The organism is Bradyrhizobium sp. HKCCYLRH1034, assembly GCF_051168375.1.
In the GTDB taxonomy this organism is placed as follows: domain Bacteria; phylum Pseudomonadota; class Alphaproteobacteria; order Rhizobiales; family Xanthobacteraceae; genus Bradyrhizobium.
Genome location: NZ_JBNPUW010000001.1, coordinates 409208 through 433246, shown reverse-complemented (window position 1 = coordinate 433246; position 24039 = coordinate 409208). Strand labels below are relative to the sequence as shown.

Genomic DNA, 24039 nt, shown 5'->3' with positions numbered 1-24039 from the left:
TCACCTCGGCCGTCGTGCCGGGGCGCGACGCAGTCGCGAGCCCGGAATCCAGACTCCCGTTCGTGGTCACGGATTCCGGGCGCGCGCTCCGCGTGTCCCGGAATGATCACCTTAGCGATGCGCTACCGCCCCAACCATTTCGGCGGTCGCTTCTCGGAAAATGCCTTCGGCCCCTCAATGTAGTCCTGCGAGTGGATCATCGCCTGCACCGCCGCGTAGTCGCGCTGCTCGGTGATGGCCTGCTCCAGCGACACCGCGAGGCCCTTCTCGATCGCCTGTTTGGAGGCGCGGATCGACATCGGCGAGTTCTTGGCGATGGTCTCGGCCCAACGCTCCGCGGCCGCCAGCGCCTCGCCCTGCGGTACGACCTCGTTGACGAAGCCGAGCTCGTGGCCCTCGCGGGCGCCGACATGGCGGCCGGTCAGGATCATGCCCATCGCGCGCTTCATGCCGATCTGGCGCGGCAGCCGCTGCAGCCCGCCGGCGAGCGCGGCGAGGCCGACGCGCGGCTCGGGCAACGCGAAGGTCGCATTCTCGGAGGCGATGATCAGGTCGCAGGCGAGCGCGATCTCGAAGCCGCCGCCCATCGCAACGCCGTTGACGGCCGCGATCAGCGGCTTGTCGCAATCGAAGCGCGAGGTCAGTCCGCCGAAGCCGCTTTTGCCCCAGCCGCGCGCGCCGCCGGCCGCCTGCCATTTCAGATCGTTGCCGGCGCAGAATGCCTTGTCGCCCTCGCCGGTCACGATCGCCACCCATTGCTCGGGATCGGCGGCGAAGCCGTCGAACACGCGCTCGAGCTCGTAATGCGCCTCGATGTGCAGGGCGTTGTAGACCTCGGGGCGCGCCAGGGTGACGATCGTGATCGGCCCCTTGCGCGTCACTCTCGAAAACTTCAGCTCCATCGGCCGTTCCTCCTGTTTTCTGATTGGCTGTCGCGCATCAGCTTAGCGCCTGCGCAGGTGTCGCAGTCATCCAATTACGCAACGGCGCTGCGCGCCACAAGCGCGCGACGGGAGGTCGCGCCCATCAGGACCAAGAACAACAGCGAAACGCACAGGGAGACATGCCATGGATTTTTCCTTGCCGAAGGAATTGGTCGCCTACCTCGACGAGCTCGATCGCTTCATCGCCGCCGAGATCAAGCCGCTGGAGCTGGCCGACGACAACATCCGCTTCTTCGATCATCGTCGCGAATGGGCGCGCACCGATTTCGAGAATGGCGGCCTGCCGCGGCATGAGTGGGAGCAGCTGCTGCGCAAGGCCAAGGACCGTGCCGACGCGGCCGGCCATCTGCGCTTCGCGATCCCGAAGCGCTACGGCGGCAAGGACGGCTCGAACCTCTGGATGGCGGTGATCCGCGAGCATTTCGCCTCGAAGGGCCTCGGCCTGCACAACGATCTGCAGAACGAGCATTCGATCGTCGGCAATCTGCCGATCGTCACCATGCTCGACCGCTATGGCCGCGACGACCAGAAAGCGATGATCGACGGCTCGATCACCGGCAAGTACCGCATCACGTTCGGTCTCACCGAGCCGCATCACGGCTCGGACGCAACCCACATGGAAACCAAGGCGGAGCCGGCCACTCGCGACAACGTCAAGGGCTGGCTGATCAACGGCGAGAAGATGTGGACGACCGGCATGCACGTCGCCACGCATTGCGCATTGTTTGCGCGCACCTCGGGCAAGGACGGCGATGCCCGCGGCATCACCTGCTTCCTGGTGCCGGCCAAGAGCGAGGGCGTCAAGGTCGAGGAGTATCTCTGGACCTTCAACATGCCGACCGACCATCCGCGGGTCAGCTTCACCGACGTGTTCGTGCCGGAGGACGCGCTGTTCGGAGAGGTCGGGCGCGGCCTGTCGCTGGCGCAGTGCTTCGTGCACGAGAACCGCATCCGGCAGGCGGCGAGCTCGCTCGGTGCGGCCGTATTCTGCATCAATGAGAGCGTGAACTACGCGCGTGAGCGCAAACCGTTCGGGAAGGCGCTGGCCGAGAACCAGGCGATCCAGTGGCCGCTGGTCGAGCTGGCGACGCAGGCCGAGATGCTGCGGCTGCTGATCCGCAAGACCGCCTGGGAGATGGACCAACTCACCCAGGCGCAGGTCGAGCACACACTCTCCGACAAGGTCTCGATGTGCAACTACTGGGCTAACCGTCTGTGCTGCGAGGCGGCCGATCGCGCCATCCAGGTTCATGGCGGCATGGGCTATTCGCGCCACAAGCCGTTCGAGCACATCTACCGCCACCACCGCCGCTACCGCATCACCGAAGGCAGCGAGGAGATCCAGATGCGCAAGGTGGCGGGCTTCCTGTTCGGGTATATGGGGGTGAACAAGAGGTGAGGCGGTTGTAGTTGGAAGGCGGCCATCGTGAGCGTCAGCCAGCAATCCAGACCTTGTTGTTTGGCCCCTGGATTGCTTCGGCGCAAGGGCGCCTCGCAATGACGGCGTGGAAGGAGCGTACCCTCTCTCCACGCCATCGCGAGCGTGGCGAAGCGATCCAGAATGTCTCAGCAAGCACCTCGTTCTTGATCAATTCACCTGCCGATCCTTGCCCGCCCAGTACGGGTCGCGCAGATTCCGCCGCAGGATCTTGCCGGAGGGATTGCGCGGCAGGGCGTCGAGGAAGTCCACGCTCTTCGGCGTCTTGAAGCCGGCGATGCGGGTGCGGGTGAAATTGATGATGTCGGTCTCGGTGGCGCGCTTGCCGGGCTTCATCACGACGATCGCCTTGACGGCCTCGCCCCATTTCTCGTCGGGAATGCCGATCACGGCGGCCTCGGCGACATCGGGGTGGTCGCAGATCGCGCTCTCGACCTCGGCCGGATAGATGTTCTCGCCGCCGGAGATGATCATGTCCTTGATGCGGTCGTGGATGTAGACGTAGCCGTCCTCGTCCATGTAGCCGGCATCACCCGTGCGCAGCCAGCCGTCCTTACCGAGCGTGCGTGCGGTCGCCTCCGGCAGGTTCCAGTAGCCGGTCATGTTGGAGCCGGAGCGGGTGGCGATCTCGCCGACCTGCCGCGGCGGCAGCGGGTTGCCCGAGGGATCGATGATCGCGACTTCGACGCCCGGCAGCGGCTTGCCGGCCGAGCGCATCCGCTCCAGCCCTTCGACGTGATCCTCGGGCGGCAGCGCGATGATGGTGCCCGTGGTCTCGGTCATGCCGTACATCTGCACGAAGCCGCATTTGAACACCTCGATGCATTCCTTCAGCAGCGCCGCCGGGATCGGCGAGGCGCCGTAGAGCATGTATTTGAGCCGCGAGAAGTCGACCTGCCGCGCTCGCGGCTGCCGGACCACGAACTGCACGCGGCGGGCACCATGAACAGCTTGGTGATGCCGGACTGTTCGAAGAAGTCGAGGATCTTCGTGGGATCGAACTCGCGCGCGATCACGCCGCGGGCGCCGTGGTAGAGGCTCATCAGGCCCCAGCCGGAGCCGCCGATGTGGAAGATCGGCATCGCGATCAGCGAGACGTCGTCGGTCGTCCATTTATTCCAGTCCGGCTTCTCCTCGGGATTGCCGGTGTTGACGAGGTTGAGGAAGTTGGCGTGCGACAGCATCGCGCCTTTCGGCTTGCCGGTGGTACCGGAGGTGTAGAGCTGCAGCGCGATGTCCTTCGGCGTGATCGCCTCGCCGGGAGCGTCGGCGCTCTGCGCGTCGCGCCAAGCCGTGTAGTCCTGCCATTCCGGCGCGCCGCCTTCGGTGGTGATGATGTGCCGCACGCTCGGAATCTGGTCGCGGATGTTGCGGATCATCGTGACGAACTCGGGACCGACGAACAGGGCAGGCGCCTTGCAGTCCTCGACGATGAAGGCGACCTCGGGACCGGCGAGGCGCCAGTTTACCGGCGCCATGACGACGTTGGCCTTCATGGCGCCGACCAGCAGCTCGAAATAGATGTCGCTGTTCTTGCCGAAATAGGCGATCCGCTCATGCGGCTTGATGCCGATCGCCTTCAGCGCGTTGGCAACCCGGTTGGTCTTGCGGTCGAATGCGGCGAAGCTGGTGAGGCGGCCTTCGAACTCGTAGGCGGTGGCGGAGCCAAGCGCTTCCGCCTGCCTGCGCACGACGTCGACAAGCGTCGACGCTGCCGTCGTGACGGACATGTTTCCCCTCCGATTGCGTCTTGTTCTTTGTTCGATGTCTTGCTGCGGTCCTCGCCCCGGATTGCGCCGGAGCAAGCACTCTCGATCAGTCTACAGGGAGCAGGTCGCCGATCAACAGGGTGATTGCGCCATCAGCTCGTGCGCGTCGCGCGATCCTTTTCGTTCTGCGCCTTGATCGACTCCTTGGCCTTGGTCCAGTCGTCGTCGCTCCAGTCGCGCAACTGATAGAAATTGCCGCCCATCGCCAGCGCCTGGGCGCCGTCCATCGCGATGGTCTCGCCGTTGATCCAGTTGCAGCCGCCGGAGATCAGGAACACCGCGAGGTTCTGCAGCTCCTCCATGGTGCCGACGCGGCCCATGGGGTTCATCGCCTTGGTCCGCGCGCCGGCCTCGTCACCGGGCTTGATGCGCTTGCTCATGCCTTCGGTCGGGATTTCGCCGGGTGCGATGGTGTTGAGGCGGATGCCGTAGCGGCCCCATTCAGTCGCGAGCGACATCGTCATGGCGTGGATCGCCGACTTGCTCATCGCCGAGGGCACCACGTAAGGCGAGCCGTTGCGCACCCAGGTTACCGTGATCGAGACGACGTTGCCCGGCTGCTTCGCGGCGATCCAGCGCTTGCCGACGGCGTGCGTCACGTAGAACGTGCCGTGCATCACGATGTTGGCGACGGCATCGAAGCCGCGCGGGCTCAATTCCTCGGTGCGGGAAATGAAGTTGCCGGCCGCGTTGTTGATGAGGTCGGTGAGACCGCCTTCCTGGAAGATGGCCTCGATCATGTCCTCCACCGCCATGGCATTGCGGATGTCGACGCCATGGCTGGTCACACGGCCGCCGTAGAGGTCCATCAGTTCGGTCGCGGTCTCGTCGCAGACGATTTTCCGCCGGCCGCAAATATGCACTTCGGCGCCGAGTTGCAGGAAGCGTGCAGCCATCGCTTTGCCAAGGCCCGTGCCGCCGCCGGTCACCAGAATGCGTCGACCTTCGAGGAGATTGTCCTTGAACATGGGAGTTTCCGCCTGACATGTTGTGAGTTAATTGGTCGATTGACTAAATCGCTCCGACAGCCTTCTGTAAAGTCACAAAGACATCCGTAGGGAGACCGCTCGATGGACAACCGCCTCGCGATCGAGATCAAGGACGGCGTCGCCGATGTTCGCCTGGTTCGCGCCGACAAGATGAATGCGTTGGACATGGAGATGTTCGAGGCGCTGGTCGCGGCGACCGACCGTCTGTCGAAGGAGAAGGGCCTGCGGGCGGTGGTGCTGTCCGGCGAGGGCCGCGCCTTCTGCGCTGGCCTCGACATGGGCCGCTTCGCGGCGATGAAGGATTCCGGCGGCAACGGCATACCCGGCGGCGAGAAGCGCGACCTCACCATTCGCACCCACGGCAAGGCCAACTTCGCGCAGCAGGCGGTATGGGGCTGGCGGCAGTTGCCGGTGCCGGTGATTGCTGCAGTGCATGGCGTCGCCTATGGCGGCGGCTTCCAGCTCGCACTCGGCGCCGACATGCGCTACGTCGCGCCGGACACCAAGATGTCGATCATGGAGATCAAGTGGGGTCTGGTGCCCGACATGGCGGGCACGCCGATCCTGGCCACCCTGATGCGCGACGACATCCTGCGCGAGTTGACCTACACGGGCCGGGTGTTCTCGCCGGAGGAAGGCCAGTCCTACGGCCTCGTCACCCGCATCTGCGCCGATCCGCGCGCGGCTGCGCTGGAGACCGCACGTGAGATCGCCGGCAAGAATCCGGATGCGATCCGCGCCGCCAAGCGGATGCTGAACAATCTCTCGGTCGATCCGGGGCCGGCGCTGCTCGCCGAATCGGTCGAGCAGCAGAAGCTGATCGGCAGCCCGAACCAGCTCGAATCGGTGCGCGCCAACATCGAGAAGCGCGCGCCGAAGTTTGCGGACTGAGTCCGTCATTCCGGGATGCTCCGAAGGAGCAGGCCCGGAATCTCGAGATTCTCCGGTGCGCAACTGCGCACCTGAGTTCGATGCTCCGCGCAAAACGGCACCGCCGTTTTGTCGCGGCGCATCGCCCCGGATTGATGGCGGAAACTCAAACCGACGCCAGATCGGATAACAAAGAAAATGGAAACGTCCTCCCTGTTCTGCGGCATCATCTCCGGCGAGCGCCGGCGCAGCCACGCCGAAATCGCCGACCGCGCCGCGCGGATCGCCAGCGGCCTCGCGCAGCTCGACGTACGCCAGGGCGATTGCGTCTGCATGCTGATGCGCAACGACATCGCCTTCATCGAGGCGGCCTATGGCGCGATGCGGCTGGGCGCCTATGGCGTGCCGGTGAACTGGCACTTCAAGCCGGAGGAGATCGACTACATCCTCAAGGACTCCGCGACCAAGGTGCTGATCGGTCACGCCGATCTGCTGCATCAGCTTCGCGGCCTGATTCCACCTGGAGGCACCGTGCTCAGCGTGCCGACGCCGCCGGAGATCCTGTCCAACTACAAGATCGACGCGGATCTGCTCGCAACACCGGAGTTCGCGACCGACCTGGAAAGCTGGCTGACACAGCAGAGCCCTTACGAAGGGCCGCAGGTGCCGCAGCCGCAGAACATGATCTACACCTCCGGCACGACCGGTCATCCCAAGGGCGTTCGCCGCAGTGCGCCGACGGTGGAGCAGGCCGCCTCGGCCGAGCGCATGCGCGCGTTGATCTACGGGCTGAAGCCGAACGCGCGCGCGCTGCTGCCGGGGCCGCTGTATCATTCGGCGCCGAACGCCTTCGGCCTGCGGGCGGGCCGGCTCGGCGGCGCGCTGGTGCTGATGCCGCGCTTCGAGCCGGAGGCGTTTCTCGACGTCATCCAGACAGAGCGGATCGATACCATCTTCATGGTGCCGACCATGTTCATCCGGCTGATGAAGCTGCCGGAGGAGGTTCGCCGCCGCTACGACGTCTCGTCGTTGCGCCATGTCATTCACGCTGCCGCGCCGTGCCCGGCCGACGTCAAGCGCGCGATGATCGACTGGTGGGGGCCGGTCATCTACGAGTTCTACGGCTCGACCGAATCCGGTGCCGTGACCTTCGCGACCTCCGAGGACGCGCTGCGCAAGCCCGGCACCGTCGGCAAGGTCTCGCCGGGCGCGGAGCTGCGCTTTCTCGGCGAGGACGGTCGCATCCTGCCGCAGGGCGAGATCGGCGAGATCTATTCGCGCATCGCGGGCAATCCGGATTTCACCTATCACAACAAGCCGGAGAAGCGTGCCGAGATCGACCGCGACGGCTTCATCACCTCGGGCGATGTCGGCTACATCGATGCCGAGGGCTACGTCTTCCTGTGCGACCGCAAGCGCGACATGGTGATCTCTGGCGGCGTAAACATCTATCCCGCCGAGATCGAAGCCGTGCTGCATGCCGTGCCCGGCGTGCATGATTGCGCCGTGTTCGGCATCCCAGATGCCGAGTTCGGAGAAGCCCTGATGGCCGTGGTCGAGCCGCAGCCGGGCGTGACGCTTGACATTGGGGAGATGAGGGCCCGGCTGAGAGCGTCGCTGGCCGATTACAAGGTGCCCAAGCACATCGAGATCCACGAGAAGCTGCCGCGCGAGGACTCCGGCAAGATCTTCAAGCGGCGGCTGCGCGATCCCCATTGGGAGCAGGCGGGGCGGAAAATATGATGATGGGCCCGCACTTGGCGGCGAAAGGAGGCGAGACCGACATTGAATAGGGCAGGCAACGCCTCTTTCTTGATCTTGCGCTGCGGTATAGATACGGCAGACTGACCCGTAAATGGGCAGCTGCTGGAGAGCGCATCCATGTCGCCGCAAGCCATGACAGAGGAAATCCGTCCCAACCGCGCCGCCGAGGCGCAGGCCATGGAGGAGGACGCGCGGCTCCGGGACGATATCCGGCTGCTCGGCCGCATCCTCGGCGATACCGTCCGCGACCAGGAAGGCGCCGAATTGTTCGACCTCGTCGAGCGCATCCGCCAGACCTCGGTGCGCTTCCACCGCGACGAGGACCGCCAGGCGCGGCGCGAGCTGGAGCAGATCCTCGACGGCATGACGACGGCTGAGACGGTCCGCATCGTCCGCGCCTTCAGCTATTTCTCGCACCTCGCCAACATTGCCGAGGACCAGAACAACATCCGACGCATGCGTGCCAGGAGCGACTCCAATGGCGGGTCCGGCATGCTGGCGGCGACGCTCGCTCACGCCAAATCCGCCGGGTTCGAGGCTTCCGATCTGCGCAAGTTCTTCTCGACGGCGCTGGTCAGTCCGGTCCTGACCGCGCACCCGACCGAGGTGCGGCGCAAGAGCACGATGGATCGCGAGATGGAGATCGCGATGCTGCTCGACCGCCGCGAGCGGATGCAGTTGACGCCGGACGAGCGCGAGGCCAATGACGAGGCGCTGCGCCGCGCCGTGCTGACCTTGTGGCAGACCAACCTGCTGCGCCGGACCAAGCTGACGGTGCTCGACGAGGTCACCAACGGCCTGTCGTTCTACGACTACACGTTTCTGCGTGAGGTGCCGCGTCTGCTGTGCTCGCTCGAGGATCGGCTCAATGACGGAGCGGAGGTGGCAGGCGATCTCGCCTCGTTCCTGCGAATGGGGAGCTGGATCGGCGGCGACCGGGACGGCAATCCGTTCGTCACCGCCGAGGTGATGCGCGGGACGCTCAAGCTGCAATCCAGCCTGGCGCTGCACTACTATCTCGAGGAACTGCATCTGCTCGGCAGCGAGCTGTCCATCGCCGCGCATCTCGCCGATGTCTCCGAGGAGCTGCGTGCGCTGGCCGAGCGCTCGCCGGACACGTCGCCGCATCGTCGCGGCGAGCCATATCGTCTGGCGGTGTCCGGCATCTATGCGCGCTTGGCGGCGACGGCGAAGAAGCTCGGTATCCAGATCAGCCGCCTTCCCGTGGCGGCGGTGGCGCCTTACGACAGCGTCAAGCAGATGCAGGATGATCTCGACGTGCTGCATCACTCGCTGATCGCCAACAATGCCGAGGTGATCGCCCGCGGGCGGCTGCGGCTGCTGCGGCGTGCCGTGGATTGCTTCGGCTTCCATCTGGCCCGGCTCGACATCCGCCAGAATTCGGCGGTGCACGAGCGCACCGTCGCCGAGCTGATCGACACCGCGATGCCCGGCATGTCCTATATGGCGCTGAGCGAGGATGCCAGGGTCGGCCTGCTTGTCAGCGAGCTGCGCAATGCGCGGCCGCTTGTGTCGCAATTCGTCAAGTACAGCGACGAGACCGTCGGCGAACTCGCGCTGTTCCGCGCCGCTGCCGAGGCGCACGCGACCTTCGGCGCCGACGTGATTCCCCAGTGCATCATCTCGATGTGCAAGGGCATGTCGGACATGCTCGAGGTGGCGCTGCTGCTCAAGGAGGTCGGCCTGATCGATCCATCGGGCCGCTGCGCCGTCAACATCGTGCCGCTGTTCGAGACGATCGAGGACCTGCAGGCCTCCAGCGGCATCATGGACCGCATGCTGGCGCTGCACGATTACCGCCGCCTGGTCGACAGCCGCGGCGCCGTGCAGGAGGTCATGCTCGGCTATTCCGACAGCAACAAGGACGGCGGTTTCGTCACCTCGGGCTGGGAGCTCTACAAGGCGGAGATCGGCCTCGTCGACATCTTCGAGCGCCACGGCATCCGGCTCAGGCTGTTCCACGGCCGCGGTGGATCGGTCGGCCGCGGCGGCGGACCGAGCTACGACGCCATCATCGCCCAGCCGGGCGGCGCGGTGAACGGCCAGATCCGCATCACCGAGCAGGGCGAGATCATCTCCAGCAAATATTCCAACGCCGAGGTCGGACGTAACAATCTGGAAATTCTCGCCGCCGCGACGCTCGAGGCCAGCCTGCTGCATCCGCGGCAGCCGGCGCCGAAGCGCGAATATCTCACCGCGATGGACCGGCTCTCGGAGCTCGCGTTCAAGGCCTATCGCGGCCTGGTCTACGAGACCGACGGCTTCGTCGACTATTTCTGGGCCTCGACCGTCATCAACGAGATCGCGACCTTGAACATCGGCAGCCGCCCGGCCTCGCGCAAGAAAACCCGCGCGATCGAGGACCTGCGTGCGATCCCCTGGGTGTTCTCCTGGGCGCAGTGCCGGCTGATGCTGCCGGGCTGGTACGGCTTCGGCAGCGCGGTCGAGACCTGGATCGCGGAAAATCCGGAGCAGGGCATGCCGTTCCTGCGCGAACTTTATCAGGAATGGCCGTTCTTCCGCATGCTGCTGTCGAACATGGACATGGTGCTCGCCAAGAGCTCGATCGCCATAGCCTCGCGCTATGCCGAGCTGGTCCCGGACGAGGCCCTGCGCGAAAAGATCTTCGGCCGCATCCGGCGCGAATGGAATCTGGTGATCGAGACTTTGCTCGACATCACGGGGCAGGAGCGGCTGCTGCAGGGCAACCCGCTGCTGGAGCGCTCGGTGCGCAACCGCTTTCCCTATCTCGATCCGCTCAACCACGTGCAGGTCGAGCTGCTCAAGGAGCATCGCGCGCAGAACCCGGACGAGCAGGTGCTGCGCGGGATTCAACTAACGATCAACGGCATCTCGGCGGGGTTGAGAAATACGGGATGAGGGCGAGTGGCGAGTAGCGAATAGAGGGTCTATTCGCTACTCCCTATTCGCCATTCGCTATCTTCAGGGCTTCAGCGCACCCTGCGCACTCGTATAGACCGCATAGAGCGACGTCGAGCCGCAGATGTAGAGCCGATTACGCTGCTGGCCGCCGAAGCACAGATTGGCGACGGTTTCCGGAATGTGAATCTTGCCCAGCAACGTTCCGTCCGGGGCATAGCAACGTACGCCGTCCTCGTTCGGATCGCCCCAGCCGACCGAGCACCAGACCCGCCCGTCGCGATCACATCGGACGCCGTCGGAGATGCTGGGCTTAGGCATTTCGGCGAAGACCTTGCTGTTCGTCAGCTTGCCGGCGGCGTGATCGACGTCGAACACGCGGATATGCGCGGGATTGTCGGGCCCGTCGGTGAAGCCAGTGTCGATGACGTAAAGCTTCGTTTCGTCGGGTGAGAAGGCGAGCCCATTGGGCTCGACGAAGTCGTCGGCAACGACCTTGACCTCTCCCGATTTCGGATCGACCCGATAGACATTGTGCTTGTCCTGCTCGGGCGCCGCCTTGAGGCCCTCGTAGAAGCCACCGATGCCGTAGACCGGATCGGTGAACCATATTGCGCCGTCGGCCGCGACCACTGCATCGTTCGGCGAATTCAATCGCTTTCCATTATAGCTGTCGGCGATGATCGTGATCGAGCCATCGAGCTCGGTGCGAGTGACCCGCCGACCGCTATGTTCACACGTGATCAGCCGTCCTTCTCGATCGATGGTGTTGCCGTTGGAATTCATCGACGGCTGCCGATAGACGCTGAGGTGACCATCGTCCTCGGAGAACCGCATGATGCGATTGTTCGGGATGTCGCTGAACAGCAGATAGCGACCGGCGGCAAAATAGACCGGGCCTTCGGCCCAGCGCATTCCGGTCGCGACGCGTTCTACGGCCATCGTGCCCGCGAAGGCCGGAAACTCCGCCGGCCCGAATGACAGCTTGGGCTTTTTCGACGACTCCAGGTGAGAGTCCGGATAGCGGCTGCCCGGCAAGGGACCGAGAGGCAGCGGATCTGTCGAGATTGTCGGTGCCCCGGTCTGGCCGAAGGGCGTGACGGTTGCAGCCGATGCTGACGTCACGGTTGCCGCGGCAGCGGCGAATGCCGCGGCTCCTTTCAGCAATCTGCGCCTGTCGAAGCCATCTGCTCCGACCAGCGAGTTCTGCGCGACGTCGTGTCGTGGAGTCGTCATATGTGTCCTCCCATTTTTTTGTTGGGAGGCGACCATACGACAGAATCGTGGCGACGTGCGGGTCGTCTCGATAAAAAACAACTTGAGAGTGTGTGCGCTGCGAATGGACTTTGCGCGCTGCAAATCTCAGATCGGGTCCCAGCCGAACACGTCGGCGGAACGATCGAGCTTGTAGAACGACGGCTTCAGTGCCGGCATGCCATGCTCCGCAATGGTCTGCGGCGTCCAGCCTTCGCCGCGGTGCACCGAGCGCAATGGGCGCGACTGGCTCATCAGGAAGATCTCGTTCATGCGAACGGCGAAGATCTGGCCGGTGACGTCTTTCGAGGCATCGCTGAGCAGATAGGCGACGACGGGCGCGATCTTCTCGGGCCCCATCCGCTTCATGCGTTCGACGCGTTCCTTCTCGGCCTCGGTCTCCGCCGGGATGGTGCCGATCATTCGGCTCCAGGCAAACGGCGAGACGCAATTGGAACGCACGTTGAAGCGGCCCATGTCGAGCGCGATCGACTTCGACAGGCCGACGATGCCGAGCTTCGCCGCGGCGTAATTGGCCTGGCCATAATTGCCGATCAGGCCCGAAGTCGAGGTGAAATGGACGAAGGAGCCGCTCTCCTGCTCGCGGAACAGCCGCGCGGCGGAGTGAGCGACATAGAACGACCCCATCAGGTGGACCTTGATGACGGCTTCGAACGCCTCGATGCTCATCTTGTGGAAGATCATGTCGCGCAGGATGCCGGCATTGTTGACCACGCCGTCGAGCTTGCCGAAGTGGTCGGTCGCGGCCTTCACGATCTTGCTGGCCGGGATCGCTTCGGACACGCTCTCGAAATTCGCCACCGCCGTGCCGCCGCGCTTCTTGATTTCCTCGACCACTTCCTCCGCCGGCGCTGCGCTGGTGCCCGAGCCGTCGGAGGCGACGCCGGGATCGTTGACCACGACCTTGGCGCCTTCGGCGGCGCACAGCAGCGCGATCTCGCGCCCGATGCCGCGGCCGGCGCCGGTGACGATGACGACTTTGTCCTGCAGCGATTTGGTCATGAGAGGTTCTCCTTAGCGTGATGTGCTGTTCATCCTGCCCCGTTTGCGTCAGGGCTATTGCATTTGACGAGACGGCTCAGATCAGCCGGGCTGCCTGCCAATATGTTGCTCCGTCATGCCCGGCTTTGTCCCGGGCATCCACGTCGTTCCGAGGGCACCGGACGACGTGGATGGCCGGGACAAGCCCGGCCATGACGACAAAACGAAAGAGAGCGACCGGAACGGCGAGCGTCGTTACCTCTCGTTGGTGAAGATGATCGTCCCCGATGCGGCGAACATGCCGCCGACGCCGTGGCACACCGAGATCTTGGCTCCTGGTACCTGCGCCGGGGCGATGCCACGCATCTGGCGCACGCTCTCCTGCAACGCATACATGCCGTACATGCCCGAATGCATGTAGGATAGGCCGCCGCCGTTGGTGTTGAGCGGCAGCTTGCCGCCTGGCCGTGTGTGACCGGCTGCGATGAACGGCCCGGTCTCCTCATGCGGCATGAAGCCGAGATCACCGAGACCGAACAGCGGCAGATGCGCGAACGCGTCGTAGATCATGAGATGGTCGACGTCGGCATGGCCGATGCCGGCCTCCTTGAAGGCGAGGGGGCCCGCGACCTTGAAGGCGCGCGATGAATTGAACGTCTCCATCTGGCTGACCATCGGCGTCTCCACGCTTTCGCCGGTGCCGAGAACATAGACTGGCCTCTGCGGAAAATCCTTGGCGCGATCGGCCGAGGTCAGGATCAGCGCGCCGCCGCCATCGGTGACGAGGCAGCATTGCAGCAGCCGGAACGGGTAGGCGATCATGCGCGAGTTCAGCACGTCCTCGACGGTGATCGGGTCCTTCATCATCGCGCGCGGGTTCTTTGCGGCCCATTCGCGCTGTACGACGGCAACCATCGCCAACTGCTCATGGGTGATGCCGTACGTCTTCATGTAGCGCAGCACGGGGATCGGGAACATGCTGGGCGGCCCGTAGACGCCGAACGGCGCCTCGAACTGGCCCTGCAGGCTGTCCGGCGGGATCGAGCGCGGCAGCTTGCCGATCATCGATTTGCCGCTCTCGGCGTGGGTGATCAGCACGGTCTTGCATAGGCCGGCCTCGATCGCAGCCGCGGCGTGGCGGACATGCAGCATGAAGGAGCAGCCGCCGACCGAGGTGCCATCGACCCAGGTCGGCGTGATGCCGAGATAATGACAGATCTGCTGCGGCGTCTCGACCGCGGTGGCGAAGCCGTCGATGTCCGACAGATTGAGCCCGGCATCGGCGATGGCATTCAGCGCTGCGTCCGCATGCAGCTGGATCTGCGACATCGTCGGGATGATTCCGAGCTCGGTGGTCTCGGCCGCGCCGACCACGGCCACCTGGTTTCGACGCATGGCGCTATCCTTTCGCCGGCCGGAACAGGGGCAGGGTGATCTGCTCGTCCATTTTCTCGAATGTGACTTCGAGGGCCATGTCGAGCTCCAACGCCTCCGGTGTCTGCGGGCAGCCCGTGATGTTGCTCATCATGCGCGGGCCCTCTTCGAGCGCCACGACGGCAATGGCGTAGGGCGGCGTGAAGCCGGGCGCAGGGGGACGATGGTTGATGACGTAGCTGTAGAGCGTGCCTTTGCCCGTGGCCTTGAAGATGCTGACCTTGCGGCTGGCGCAGGCCGGACAGAATGGGCGCGGCGGGAAGTAGACGTGGGCACAGGCGTCGCAGCGCTGCAGCCGCAATTCGCCGGCCCGGGTGCCGTCCCAGAAATGCTGCGTCTCGGGTGTCGGTTTGGGGCGTGCACGCATCGGCTCGGCCATCCCGGTTGATCCTCCCTGCGGCGGGCTCCGTCGCCCGCTCCTTTGCATCCGTGATGCGCCATTTGACGCAGACGCGTCAACGGTCCATCACGCCACGCATGCGGCCCTCCGGGAGGCGCAGAGGTGTTTGGACGGCAATTGCCGCCTGATGAAAATTGGTCTTTGATGCTGGGAGTATGATCGGAGCCGAGATGAAGCTGCGTGACATCGCCCATTCCAGAACTGGCGACAAGGGTGACACCTCGAACATCTCGGTCATCGCCTACGACCCCAAGGATTACCCGCTGCTGCTCGCACAAGTCACGGCCGAGCGGGTGAAGGCGCACTTCGCCGGCATTGTCCAGGGCGGGGTGGTCCGCTATGAGCTGCCCAACATTGCGGCGCTGAATTTCGTGATGAGCCGGGCGCTCGGCGGCGGGGTCACCCGGTCGCTCGCGCTGGATGCGCACGGCAAGTCGCTGAGTTCCGCGCTGCTCGATCTGGACATCGCGGCCGATGCCGCAGACACGCGATAGGATGCCATGACCGTTTCGAATCCGACCCTGGCCGCGCTGGCCGACGATCTCGCCGCCGGTCGCACCACGTCCCGCAAGCTGGTGGAGGAGTGTCTCGCCCGGATCGCCGATCCCGCCGGTGAGGGCCAGCGCGCCTTCATCCATGTCGACAAGGAGGCCGCGCTGGCGGCGGCCGACGGCATGGACGCGCTGCGCAAGGCCAATGCGGCGCCGTCGCCCTACGCCGGCATTCCGGTCTCGATCAAGGACCTGTTCGACATCAAGGGCCAGGTCACCCGCGCCGGCTCGCGGGCGCTGGAGGATTCCGCGCCGGCCGAGGCCGATGCGCCGGCGGTGGCGCGGCTGCGCCGGGCCGGCTTCGTCGTGATCGGCCGCACCAACATGACCGAGTTCGCTTATTCCGGCATCGGCATCAACCCGCATTACGGCACGCCGAAGAGCGCCTGGAAGCGCGACGTCGGCCATGTGCCCGGCGGCTCGTCGTCGGGCGCCGCGGTCTCGATCGTCGATCGCATGGCCTATGGCGCGCTCGGCACCGACACCGGCGGCTCCTGCCGCATTCCCGCGGCCTTCAACGGCATCACGGGCTACAAGCCGACGCAGGCCCGCGTGCCGCTCGACGGCGGCGTGCCGCTGTCGACCACGCTCGACAGCTTTGGGCCGCTCGCCAACACGGTCGCCTGCTGTGCCGTCCTCGATTCCGTGCTGGCCGACGAGCCGGTCCGCCCGCTCGCGTCGCGCCCGGTGAAGGGTTTGCGGCTTGCGGTGCCCACCACGGTCGTGCTCGACGAGCTCGATGTCGAGGTCGCCGAGACCTTTGAGCGGGCGCTGCAGACGCTGGCGAAGCAGGGGGCGCTCATCGAGCGTATCGAATTCCCCGAGTTCCTCGACGTCGGCCTGATCGGCATGAAGGGCGGCTTCGCCGCCGCCGAGAGCTACGCCTGGCACCGCTTCCTGCTGACAGCCAAGGGCGACGTCTACGATCCGCGCGTGTCCGTCCGTATCATGCGCGGCGAGGCGATCACCGTGCCGGATTACATCGAGATGCTCAACGCGCGCCGCTCGCTGGTGAAGCGCGCCGCTGCACGCATCGCGCCCTACGATGCGCTGGCGATGCCGACCACGGCCAACGCGCCGCCTGTCATCGCCGATCTCGCCGACGACCAGGCCTTCGCCCGCGAGAACATCCGCGCTTTGCGCAATTGCACCTTCATCAACATGATCGACGGCTGCGCCATCTCGCTGCCGGCGCACCGCCACGGCGAGGTCCCGGTCGGCCTGATGCTGGCGCAGTCCGGCGGCCAGGACCGCAAACTGCTGGAGATCGCGGCTGGGGTCGAGGGCGTGGTGCGGGGCTGAGTAGGGAAAGAGCCCGGCGTTCCGACGCCGGATGGGAACCTGTCGTCGTTACGGTATCATCGACATGGATGCTACCGGAAATCGGGTGGTGCCCCGCTGGCCACTCCGTAACACTGTCGTCATTCCGGGATGCGCGCCCTTGCGCGCAGGCGCGGAATACATGACCACGATCGTACGTATGGATTCCGGGCTCGTCGCTTCGCGCCGCTCCGGAATGACAGCTGGAATGTCCGAATGACCAGGCTCAAACAGGCTGCGCTCGACATCGATACTCCCGCCGCGATCGGGATCGACCAGCTCGATTGGGCGATGGTCGAACGCGATCTCGATTCCAGCGGCTGCGCCGTGTTGACGCAGCTGCTGTCGTCGGAGGATTGCCGCGCCCTGGCGGCGCTCTATCCGGACGACCGGCACTTCCGCAGCCGCGTCGTCATGGCGCGGCATGGTTTCGGCCGCGGCGAGTACAAATATTTCAGTTATCCGCTGCCCGATCCGATCGCGCAGTTGCGGCCGCGGCTCTATTCGCATCTGGTGGCGATCGCCAACCGCTGGAATGCGACGATGGGGATCGACATCCAATTTCCCGCCGAGCACGACGACTTCCTGGCGCGCTGTCATGAGGCCGGCCAGACGCGGCCAACGCCGCTCTTGCTGCAATATGTCGAGGGCGACTACAACTGCCTGCACCAGGATCTCTATGGCGAGCACGTGTTTCCGCTGCAGGTCGCGATCCTGCTGTCGGAGCCGGGGCGCGATTTCGAGGGAGGCGAGTTCGTGCTGACCGAGCAGCGGCCGCGCATGCAGTCGCGCGCCGAGGTGGTGCCGCTCCGGCAGGGCGATGCGGTGGTGTTCGCGGTCCACAATCGCCCGGTCCAGGGCACGCGCGGCAGCTACCGTGTCAACATGCGTCATGGCGTGAGCCGGCTGCGTTCCGGCCGGCGGCATACGCTCGGCGTGATCTTTCACGATGCGAAGTAGCATATGACGGATCTGTTCGATGGATTTGAGATCGCCGGACCGGCGCGCGAGCCGCTCGCGCCCGGCGCGGTGCTGCTGCGTGGTTTTGCGCAGCCACATGCGACGGAGCTTCTGGCCGCGATCGAGGCGATCACCGCGCAGGCGCCGTTCCGCCGGATGATCACGCCCGGCGGGCACCAGATGTCGGTGGCCATGACGAATTGCGGCTCGGTCGGCTGGGTGACGGACCGCAGCGGCTATCGCTACGATCCCGTTGATCCAGACAGCGGACAGAGGTGGCCGGCGATGCCGCCGCTGTTGCGACAGCTCGCCGAGCAGGCGGCGAGCGAGGCAGGCTTTGCCGCCTTCGCGCCCGATGCCTGCCTGATCAATTGCTACGAGCCCGGCGCCAAGATGTCGCTGCATCAGGATCGCGACGAGCGCGACGTCGGCGCGCCGATCGTCTCGGTGTCATTGGGCCTTCCCGCGACGTTCCTGTTCGGCGGCCTCAAGCGCTCCGACAAGACGCAACGCTATCGGCTGGCCCATGGCGACGTCGTCGTCTGGGGCGGCCCGGCGCGGCTCGCCTTTCACGGCGTCGCGCCGCTCGCCGATGGCGAGCATGCTCGGCTCGGCCGCCGGCGCATCAACCTGACGTTCCGCCGCGCCCGATAGTCCTGGCCGCTCTGTGACGTTCCTCATTTTGCAGCGGGCATCCCTGGCTCTATGCTGCGCCCGGGAGAGGGGCCATGAGCACTGTCGAACTTGCGGACGAGCGGGCGCCTGCGGCGGCGCGAATAGGACTTCACCTTGCGCTGCTGCAGCTGGTGTTCACGCTGCTGTGGACGACCTACGTGATCTATCTGCCGAAGCTCGCCGCCCAGGCCGGCATCGCGCCCTCCGCCGTCGTTCTGATCCTGATGCTGGACCAGGCGATCTTCACATTGTCCGATACCGCGATGGGACTTGCGGCCGATCGCATCGGGCGCGCCGCCGCGCGGTTCGGTCTCTTCATCGGCCTGCTGACTGCGGTATCCTGCGCCGCCTTTGTCGCGCTGCCTTTCGTGGCGGCGTCCGCAGGTCCAGCGGTCTTCATCGGACTGATCGCGATCTGGGCGCTGACCTCGTCGGTCTTGCGCGCGCCGCCCTTGACGCTGCTCGGGCGCCATGCGGCCCGGCCGGCCATTCCGTTCCTGGCAGCGCTGGTCATGCTCGGCTATGGCGTGGCCGGCGCCGTGTCGCCCTATCTCGGCGTGATCCTGCGCGACTACGATCCGCGCCTGCCGTTCGTCATCTCATCGGCCGTGCTGCTGCTGACGGCGCTCGGTCTCTCGCGCATTCCGCAGGATAGCGGTCGGGCAGCGCAAGCAGCGGCCAAGCTCGAGCCCAGGCCACTGCGGGGACTGCCCCTGCTGTTCATCGGCGCCATGGTGATCCTCGCGCTCGGCTACCAGCTGCATTTCAGCATCAACAGCTCGGCCTTCTATCTCCGCTTCGCCAGGCCGGAGGACCTTTCCTGGCTGATGCCGGTGTTCTGGATCGGCTTCAACCTCGTGCTGTTCCCGGCCAGCGTGGTCGTCAAGCATCGCGGCGGGCTCATCGTGATGGGATTCGCCGGTCTGCTCGGTGCGCTCGCGATCGTGATCGCCGAGCTCGCGGGCGCATTGACCGTGCTGATCGTGGCGCAGTTCATCGCCGGGGCGGCCTGGGGCTGCATGATGATGAGCGCCATTTCCGCGGCGCTCGCGATCGGGACGAACGGCGCCGAGGGCAAGGTGACCGGGCTCGTGTTCTCGGCGCTGGCGCTGGCAACCTTCGCGCGGATCGCTGCCGTCGCCGGCGGTCTGCAGAAGTTGCCAGACTATGCGCCGCTGGTGCAGTGGGCGCCGGTCGCGTGCTGGCTCGTGGCCGGCGCGGGCCTGCTGGCGATGGCCGCCGCCGGATTGCAGGGACGCCGCGCGTCCCCGCCGTGAGGTCGATCAGATCCCTGGAGGCTTCGACGGATGGATGAAGGCCCAGGGCGAGACCTCGGAGTCGCGCGGCACCTCGATGTCGATCAGATATGGCCCGCCATGCGCCAGCGCCGTCTCGAGCGCGGATTTGAACTGATCGGGTGACGTGACCTTGCTGGCGGCGACGCCGAAGGATTCTGCGAGCGTGACGAAATCCGGATTGACGAGATCGGAGGCGACGACGCGGCCGTCGAAGCGCTCACGCTGGTCGCGCCGGACATTGCCATAGGAATTGTTGTTGAACACCAGGGTGACGACGCCGATGTTGTATTGCACGGCAGTCGCCAGCTCCTGCACGGCGAACATGAAACCGCCATCGCCGGTGATCGCGATCACAGGTCTGTCGGGATGCGCCACCTTGGCACCGAGCGCGGTGGGAAAACCCGCGCCGAGCGTGCCCTGATAGCCCGAGGTGATGAAGGTGCGCGGCTCGTAGACGGGAAAGCCGTACCAGGAGGCGAAGCCGACCTGCGACAGTTCGTCGGTGACGATGGCGTCGCGCGGCAGCACCTCGCGGAGCACGTTCAGATAGGCCATCTGCGGCTGTACCTTCTGGATCTCCTGCAAGGTCGCTGCGGTGACCTCCCGGATCGCGGCGCGGCGTCCCGAGCTCTTGCGGTACCCCGCCTTGCTCACAGCAGCGACGAGCGCGGCCGTGCCCGCCTTGGCATCGGCGACGATGCCGGCGTCGACGATCAGGCGCCGCATCTCCACCGGGTCGATGTCGATGCGGATCGACTTCAATCCATCCGGCTTGAACGGCCAGCGGAACGTGGTCGGCAGCTCCATGCGGGTGCCGATGCCGATCATCAGATCGGTCGCCGGCCAGAGCTTGTAGGCAGCAGCCATCGTCAGTCCGAGCTCGTGTGCATTGGAGACGATGCCGCGCCCGGACCGGAAGGCGACGACCGGCGCGTCGATCATCTCGGCGAGCTCGAGGATGTCCTCGCGCGCCTCGATTGCGCCTGAGCCGACGAAGATCATCGGCGCCTTCGCGGACGTGATCAGCCCGGCCGCCTTGGCGATGCGGTCGGGATCGGGCTGCGGCGGCGCGAACCGTGCCAGCGGCATCGCCGCGGCGGTGGCCGCCTTCTGCGTGAACACGTCCCACGGCATCTCGAGCGCAGCGGGGCCGCGCCGCCCCGACATCATCTCCTGGAACGCGCGCGCGACCTGCGTCGGCGCGCTGTCGGGGTATTCGATGCGCTCGGCCCATTTGACGAAGGTGCGCAGGGTCGCGAGCTGGTCCGGCATCTCGTGCAGATGGCCGCGGCCGCGGCCGAGATAGTCGGTCGGCACCTGGCCCGTGAGACAAAGCACCGGTTCGTTGCAGCCGAAGGCGGTGAGCAGTGCCGCGCCGGCGTTGAGCACGCCGGGACCCGGCACGACGCTGAACACGCCGGGCCTGCCGCTGGCGCGGGCATAGCCGAACGCCATGTAGCCGCAGGCCTGTTCGTGGCGGGCGCCGACGACCTTGAGCTGCGCCTGGTGGAAGGCATCGAACAGGCCATAGACCTGCGCTCCAGGCAGGCCGAACACGGTGTCGACGCCGTGGGCGACGAGCCCGCTGACGATGGCTTCGCCGCCGGTCATGGTGGTCATGCTGACATTCCGTTGCTGACTTTACAGAGCTTCGTCGACGACGCCATTGCGCAAGGTGCCGACGCCCTCGGCTTCGATCTCGATGACGTCGCCGGGCTTCAGATAACGCGGCGGATCGAACCGTGCACCGGCGCCGGTGGGCGTGCCCGTCACGATCACGTCACCGGGGACGAGCGTGGTGAAGGTCGAGATGTAGTTGATGAGGTAGCGGAAGCCGAAGATCAGCCGTGACGTGCGGTCGTCCTGGCGCAACTCGCCATTGACGCGCGTCGTCAGCCGGATATCGGCAATCTGGCTCTCATTCGTGTAGGGCACGATCCAAGGCCCGAGGCTGCCGGTCGAATCGAAGTTCTTGCCTTGTGTGACGTTGAACTTGGCATGCCGCACCCAGTCGCGGATGGTGCCCTCGTTGCAAAGCGTGAGTGCGGCGATGTGATCCAGCGCCTGGGCCTCCGGGATGTGACGGCCGGCCTTGCCGATGATCAGCACGAGCTCGCCTTCATAGTCGAGCTGCGGCGAGGCGCGGGGACGCACCAGGGGCGTTTCATGGCCGACGAAGGAGCGCGGCGTCCGCATGAACATCGACGGATATTTCGGCGCGTCCTGGCCATCCTTGTATTCGGCATTGCGGTCCGGATAGTTGACGCCGATGCAGATGATCTTCTCCGGCGAAGCAATCGGCGGCAGCCAGGTGATGGCATCGAGGCCGTGATCGGGCGACAGCCCGGCTGCGGCATCGATCAACCGGGGCAGGGCGCCCGCGGCGATCACCTCGCGCAAGGTCGGATAATCCCTGGCGAACCGCGCGGAGAGATCGACGAGGCCGGTGTCGGTCACGAGCCCGTAGCGGACCGAACCATCGACGGCATAGGTGGCGAGGCGAGGGGAGGTCATGGGCAGTTCTCCTTAGACGCCGAGCCGCTGGATCTTGTGGGTGCCGCGGGCGAGCGAGACGTGCTTGGTCTCCATGTAGAAGTCGAACGAATAGTCGCCGCCGTCGCGGCCGATGCCCGATGCCTTCATGCCGCCGAACGGGGTTGGCAGGTGGCGGACATTCTCCGAGTTCAGCCAGATCATGCCGGCTTCCAGCGCGTCGGCGACGCGCAGCGCGCGGCCCATGTCGCCGGTCCAGACATAGCCGGTGAGGCCGTATTGCACGTCATTGGCGACCGCGATCGCGTCAGCCTCGTCGCGGAACGGGATCACGGTGAGAAACGGCCCGAACACCTCTTCTTGCGCCACGCGCATGGTCTGGCGCGCGCCGGTCACCAGCGTCGGCTCGACGTAATGCCCGCCGCCCGGGCCGTCGAACCGCTTGCCGCCGACGGCGATGATCGCACCGTCCTCGCGTGCAACGTCGACATAGGAGCAGACCTTGGCGAGATGCCGCTCGTGGATCAGCGGCCCGATCTCGGTGGCGGGATCGAGCGGATGACCCACTTTCAGCGCACGCACGCGCGCCGCAAGCTTGGCCGTGAAGGTCTCGGCGATGCTCTGCTGCACCAGCAGGCGGCTGGATGAGGTGCAGCGCTCACCGTTGAGCGAGTAGATCATGAACACGACGGCGTCGAGCGCGCGGTCGAGATCGGCATCGTCGAACACGATCACCGGGTTCTTGCCGCCGAGCTCGAAATGCACCCGCTTCAGGGTCGGTGCGCCCTGCGCCATGATCGCAGATCCCGTCGAGCTCTCGCCGACGAAGCCGATTGCCTTGATCGCGGGATGCTCGGTCAGCGCCTTGCCGGCCTCCTCCCCGAAGCCATGAACGGTGTTGAGGACGCCGTCGGGAATGCCGGCGTCCTTGGCGAGCTTGGCCAGCCACTGCGCCGTGATCGGCGACCATTCCGCCGGCTTGTGTACGACCGTGCAGCCGGCCGCGAGCGCCGGGGCGATCTTCCAGGTCGACAGCATGAACGGCGTGTTCCATGGCGTGATCACGCCGACCGGGCCGATCGGCACCCGCGTCGAGATGTTCCAATGCTCGTCGCTCGGCGTACTCAGGCCGTCACGCGCCTCGGTGCATTTGTCGGCGAAGAAGCGGAAGTTTTCCGCCGCGCGGACCGCGGCTTTGGCCATGAAGCGATAGGCCTGCCCGGTGTCGATGCATTCGAGCACGGCAATGTCGTCGGCATGATCCTCGATCGCGTCGGCCACGCGATGCAGCAGCTTGCGCCGCATCGCCGGCGCCATGTCGCGCCAGGATCTGAAGGCGAGTGCGGCCGATGTCGCCGCGCGGTCGATGTCCTCGGCATTTCCGCGCGCGATCTTGGCGAGCACGGCACCGTCGATCGGAGACTTCGTCTCGAACGTCGCGCCTGAGATCGCCGGCACGACCTTGCCATCGATGAAGTGACCGATGCCTTCGTCCTTCAGCTTCGCGAGCAGGGGGGCAACGCGGTCGAGATTGGCCTTGTAGATGTCCGTCTTGGGAGTGGCCTTATCCATGGGATGCCTCCGCTTTCAGGGCGTCGTGGATGTTGTTGCGCTTCCAGCTGGTCGCGGCGTCGTTGATCTGCATGTCGAAGGACAATGCGAACTTGGTGCTTGCGAAGACCGGATCGAGATACGCCGAGAGTGCCTTGAAGACGTGCTCGCCGGCCTTCTGCCGTGCCGCGAGATCGCGGCCTTCGCCGAGCCGCAGCAGCATGGCGAGGAAGGCGGAGTCGGGCTTGCCGTCGGCGATCGCGTAGTGCTCGCAGCGGATCGCGCGCACGCGGATGCCGCCGATCGGAAAGATCCCGGTCTCGCTGGCGGCCTTGCGGACCACTTCGCAGACGTTGGCCATCACGACAAAGGCGTCGAGATTGGCGGAGTATTCGATGCTGAAATGCGGCATGATGCGGTCGCTCC

General features: G+C 65.6%; 19 protein-coding genes and 1 pseudogene. 9 read left to right on the top strand and 11 right to left on the bottom strand.

Annotated elements, in window-relative coordinates; genetic code table 11:
* Positions 1–122: 122 nt before the first annotated feature.
* Entirely contained in the window at positions 123–902 is a 780-nt protein-coding gene (locus ACQR0W_RS01945) for an enoyl-CoA hydratase-related protein (RefSeq protein ID WP_316170572.1), read from the bottom strand.
* Positions 903–1068: 166 nt separating this feature from the next.
* On the opposite strand from ACQR0W_RS01945, the gene ACQR0W_RS01940 reads away from it, so the two are divergent.
* Positions 1069–2343 (top strand): acyl-CoA dehydrogenase family protein, encoded by a 1275-nt coding sequence (locus ACQR0W_RS01940; RefSeq protein ID WP_316170571.1) that lies wholly within the window; start codon positions 1069–1071, stop codon positions 2341–2343.
* A 189-nt stretch (positions 2344–2532) separates the two neighbouring features.
* Here ACQR0W_RS01940 and ACQR0W_RS01935 read toward each other — a convergent pair.
* Both ACQR0W_RS01935 and ACQR0W_RS01930 read right to left on the bottom strand, forming a co-directional pair.
* Positions 2533–4112: pseudogene (locus ACQR0W_RS01935) on the bottom strand (fatty acid--CoA ligase).
* A 131-nt stretch (positions 4113–4243) separates the two neighbouring features.
* Positions 4244–5119 (bottom strand): SDR family oxidoreductase, encoded by an 876-nt coding sequence (locus ACQR0W_RS01930; RefSeq protein ID WP_315749193.1) that lies wholly within the window; start codon positions 5117–5119, stop codon positions 4244–4246.
* Between the two features lie 102 nt (positions 5120–5221).
* On the opposite strand from ACQR0W_RS01930, the gene ACQR0W_RS01925 reads away from it, so the two are divergent.
* The 3 genes from ACQR0W_RS01925 to ppc all read left to right on the top strand — a co-directional run bounded on the left by ACQR0W_RS01925 (position 5222) and on the right by ppc (position 10675).
* Positions 5222–6031 carry a crotonase/enoyl-CoA hydratase family protein gene (locus tag ACQR0W_RS01925; RefSeq protein WP_315749194.1) on the top strand — a complete coding sequence of 270 codons (810 nt, stop codon included), beginning with the start codon at positions 5222–5224 and terminating at the stop codon, positions 6029–6031.
* Between the two features lie 177 nt (positions 6032–6208).
* Positions 6209–7753, top strand: a complete 1545-nt coding sequence (locus ACQR0W_RS01920; protein ID WP_316170569.1) for an acyl-CoA synthetase — start codon at positions 6209–6211, stop codon at positions 7751–7753.
* 138 nt (positions 7754–7891) lie between these two features.
* Positions 7892–10675, top strand: coding sequence for a phosphoenolpyruvate carboxylase (gene ppc / locus ACQR0W_RS01915; RefSeq protein WP_315714928.1), 2784 nt, complete (start codon positions 7892–7894; stop codon positions 10673–10675).
* A gap of 63 nt (positions 10676–10738) precedes the next feature.
* Here ppc and ACQR0W_RS01910 read toward each other — a convergent pair whose 3' ends face one another.
* The 4 genes from ACQR0W_RS01910 to ACQR0W_RS01895 all read right to left on the bottom strand — a co-directional run bounded on the left by ACQR0W_RS01910 (position 10739) and on the right by ACQR0W_RS01895 (position 14744).
* The gene (locus tag ACQR0W_RS01910; RefSeq protein ID WP_315714998.1) at positions 10739–11617 is read right to left on the bottom strand and encodes an SMP-30/gluconolactonase/LRE family protein; all 879 of its coding nucleotides are present in this window, start codon (positions 11615–11617) and stop codon (positions 10739–10741) included.
* Between the two features lie 420 nt (positions 11618–12037).
* Positions 12038–12952, bottom strand: a complete 915-nt coding sequence (locus ACQR0W_RS01905) for an SDR family oxidoreductase (RefSeq protein WP_315714927.1) — start codon at positions 12950–12952, stop codon at positions 12038–12040.
* Positions 12953–13186: 234 nt separating this feature from the next.
* Positions 13187–14326, bottom strand: coding sequence for a thiolase C-terminal domain-containing protein (locus ACQR0W_RS01900; protein ID WP_315714926.1), 1140 nt, complete (start codon positions 14324–14326; stop codon positions 13187–13189).
* A 4-nt stretch (positions 14327–14330) separates the two neighbouring features.
* Positions 14331–14744 carry a Zn-ribbon domain-containing OB-fold protein gene (locus ACQR0W_RS01895; RefSeq protein WP_315714925.1) on the bottom strand — a complete coding sequence of 138 codons (414 nt, stop codon included), beginning with the start codon at positions 14742–14744 and terminating at the stop codon, positions 14331–14333.
* A gap of 191 nt (positions 14745–14935) precedes the next feature.
* On the opposite strand from ACQR0W_RS01895, the gene ACQR0W_RS01890 reads away from it, so the two are divergent.
* The 5 genes from ACQR0W_RS01890 to ACQR0W_RS01870 all read left to right on the top strand — a co-directional run bounded on the left by ACQR0W_RS01890 (position 14936) and on the right by ACQR0W_RS01870 (position 19548).
* Positions 14936–15259 (top strand): AtuA-related protein, encoded by a 324-nt coding sequence (locus tag ACQR0W_RS01890; RefSeq protein WP_315714924.1) that lies wholly within the window; start codon positions 14936–14938, stop codon positions 15257–15259.
* Between the two features lie 6 nt (positions 15260–15265).
* Complete coding sequence (locus tag ACQR0W_RS01885; RefSeq protein ID WP_315714923.1) at positions 15266–16618, top strand: amidase; 1353 nt, start codon at positions 15266–15268, stop codon at positions 16616–16618.
* A gap of 234 nt (positions 16619–16852) precedes the next feature.
* Positions 16853–17596: a 2OG-Fe(II) oxygenase gene (locus ACQR0W_RS01880; protein WP_315714922.1), complete on the top strand. Its 744-nt coding sequence runs from the start codon at positions 16853–16855 to the stop codon at positions 17594–17596.
* A 3-nt stretch (positions 17597–17599) separates the two neighbouring features.
* Positions 17600–18250: a DNA oxidative demethylase AlkB gene (alkB, locus tag ACQR0W_RS01875; RefSeq protein ID WP_315714921.1), complete on the top strand. Its 651-nt coding sequence runs from the start codon at positions 17600–17602 to the stop codon at positions 18248–18250.
* A 74-nt stretch (positions 18251–18324) separates the two neighbouring features.
* A complete protein-coding gene (locus tag ACQR0W_RS01870) occupies positions 18325–19548 on the top strand; it encodes an MFS transporter (RefSeq protein WP_315714920.1) in 1224 nt (407 codons plus the stop codon).
* 6 nt (positions 19549–19554) lie between these two features.
* On the opposite strand, the gene ACQR0W_RS01865 is transcribed toward ACQR0W_RS01870, so the two are convergent.
* The 4 genes from ACQR0W_RS01865 to ACQR0W_RS01850 are packed head-to-tail and all read right to left on the bottom strand — an operon-like array spanning position 19555 to position 24025.
* Positions 19555–21189: a thiamine pyrophosphate-dependent enzyme gene (locus tag ACQR0W_RS01865; protein ID WP_315749207.1), complete on the bottom strand. Its 1635-nt coding sequence runs from the start codon at positions 21187–21189 to the stop codon at positions 19555–19557.
* 21 nt (positions 21190–21210) lie between these two features.
* Positions 21211–22083 carry a fumarylacetoacetate hydrolase family protein gene (locus ACQR0W_RS01860; RefSeq protein WP_316170568.1) on the bottom strand — a complete coding sequence of 291 codons (873 nt, stop codon included), beginning with the start codon at positions 22081–22083 and terminating at the stop codon, positions 21211–21213.
* Positions 22084–22095: 12 nt separating this feature from the next.
* The gene (hpaE, locus tag ACQR0W_RS01855; protein WP_316170567.1) at positions 22096–23634 is read right to left on the bottom strand and encodes a 5-carboxymethyl-2-hydroxymuconate semialdehyde dehydrogenase; all 1539 of its coding nucleotides are present in this window, start codon (positions 23632–23634) and stop codon (positions 22096–22098) included.
* Positions 23627–24025 carry a 5-carboxymethyl-2-hydroxymuconate Delta-isomerase gene (locus tag ACQR0W_RS01850; protein WP_315826358.1) on the bottom strand — a complete coding sequence of 133 codons (399 nt, stop codon included), beginning with the start codon at positions 24023–24025 and terminating at the stop codon, positions 23627–23629. Before ACQR0W_RS01850 ends, hpaE begins: the two co-directional genes overlap by 8 nt.
* Between the last annotated feature and the right edge of the window lie 14 nt (positions 24026–24039).

What these genes read in the sequence shown, in the direction of transcription:
- ACQR0W_RS01945 (WP_316170572.1), bottom strand. Translation starts at nt 902, where the DNA reads ATGGAGCTGAAGTTTTCGAGAGTGACGCGCAAGGGGCCGATCACGATC.
- ACQR0W_RS01940 (WP_316170571.1), top strand. Translation starts at nt 1,069, where the DNA reads ATGGATTTTTCCTTGCCGAAGGAATTGGTCGCCTACCTCGACGAGCTC.
- ACQR0W_RS01930 (WP_315749193.1), bottom strand. Translation starts at nt 5,119, where the DNA reads ATGTTCAAGGACAATCTCCTCGAAGGTCGACGCATTCTGGTGACCGGC.
- ACQR0W_RS01925 (WP_315749194.1), top strand. Translation starts at nt 5,222, where the DNA reads ATGGACAACCGCCTCGCGATCGAGATCAAGGACGGCGTCGCCGATGTT.
- ACQR0W_RS01920 (WP_316170569.1), top strand. Translation starts at nt 6,209, where the DNA reads ATGGAAACGTCCTCCCTGTTCTGCGGCATCATCTCCGGCGAGCGCCGG.
- ppc (WP_315714928.1), top strand. Translation starts at nt 7,892, where the DNA reads ATGTCGCCGCAAGCCATGACAGAGGAAATCCGTCCCAACCGCGCCGCC.
- ACQR0W_RS01910 (WP_315714998.1), bottom strand. Translation starts at nt 11,617, where the DNA reads ATGGCCGTAGAACGCGTCGCGACCGGAATGCGCTGGGCCGAAGGCCCG.
- ACQR0W_RS01905 (WP_315714927.1), bottom strand. Translation starts at nt 12,952, where the DNA reads ATGACCAAATCGCTGCAGGACAAAGTCGTCATCGTCACCGGCGCCGGC.
- ACQR0W_RS01900 (WP_315714926.1), bottom strand. Translation starts at nt 14,326, where the DNA reads ATGCGTCGAAACCAGGTGGCCGTGGTCGGCGCGGCCGAGACCACCGAG.
- ACQR0W_RS01895 (WP_315714925.1), bottom strand. Translation starts at nt 14,744, where the DNA reads ATGGCCGAGCCGATGCGTGCACGCCCCAAACCGACACCCGAGACGCAG.
- ACQR0W_RS01890 (WP_315714924.1), top strand. Translation starts at nt 14,936, where the DNA reads ATGAAGCTGCGTGACATCGCCCATTCCAGAACTGGCGACAAGGGTGAC.
- ACQR0W_RS01885 (WP_315714923.1), top strand. Translation starts at nt 15,266, where the DNA reads ATGACCGTTTCGAATCCGACCCTGGCCGCGCTGGCCGACGATCTCGCC.
- ACQR0W_RS01880 (WP_315714922.1), top strand. Translation starts at nt 16,853, where the DNA reads ATGACCAGGCTCAAACAGGCTGCGCTCGACATCGATACTCCCGCCGCG.
- alkB (WP_315714921.1), top strand. Translation starts at nt 17,600, where the DNA reads ATGACGGATCTGTTCGATGGATTTGAGATCGCCGGACCGGCGCGCGAG.
- ACQR0W_RS01870 (WP_315714920.1), top strand. Translation starts at nt 18,325, where the DNA reads ATGAGCACTGTCGAACTTGCGGACGAGCGGGCGCCTGCGGCGGCGCGA.
- ACQR0W_RS01865 (WP_315749207.1), bottom strand. Translation starts at nt 21,189, where the DNA reads ATGACCACCATGACCGGCGGCGAAGCCATCGTCAGCGGGCTCGTCGCC.
- ACQR0W_RS01860 (WP_316170568.1), bottom strand. Translation starts at nt 22,083, where the DNA reads ATGACCTCCCCTCGCCTCGCCACCTATGCCGTCGATGGTTCGGTCCGC.
- hpaE (WP_316170567.1), bottom strand. Translation starts at nt 23,634, where the DNA reads ATGGATAAGGCCACTCCCAAGACGGACATCTACAAGGCCAATCTCGAC.
- ACQR0W_RS01850 (WP_315826358.1), bottom strand. Translation starts at nt 24,025, where the DNA reads ATGCCGCATTTCAGCATCGAATACTCCGCCAATCTCGACGCCTTTGTC.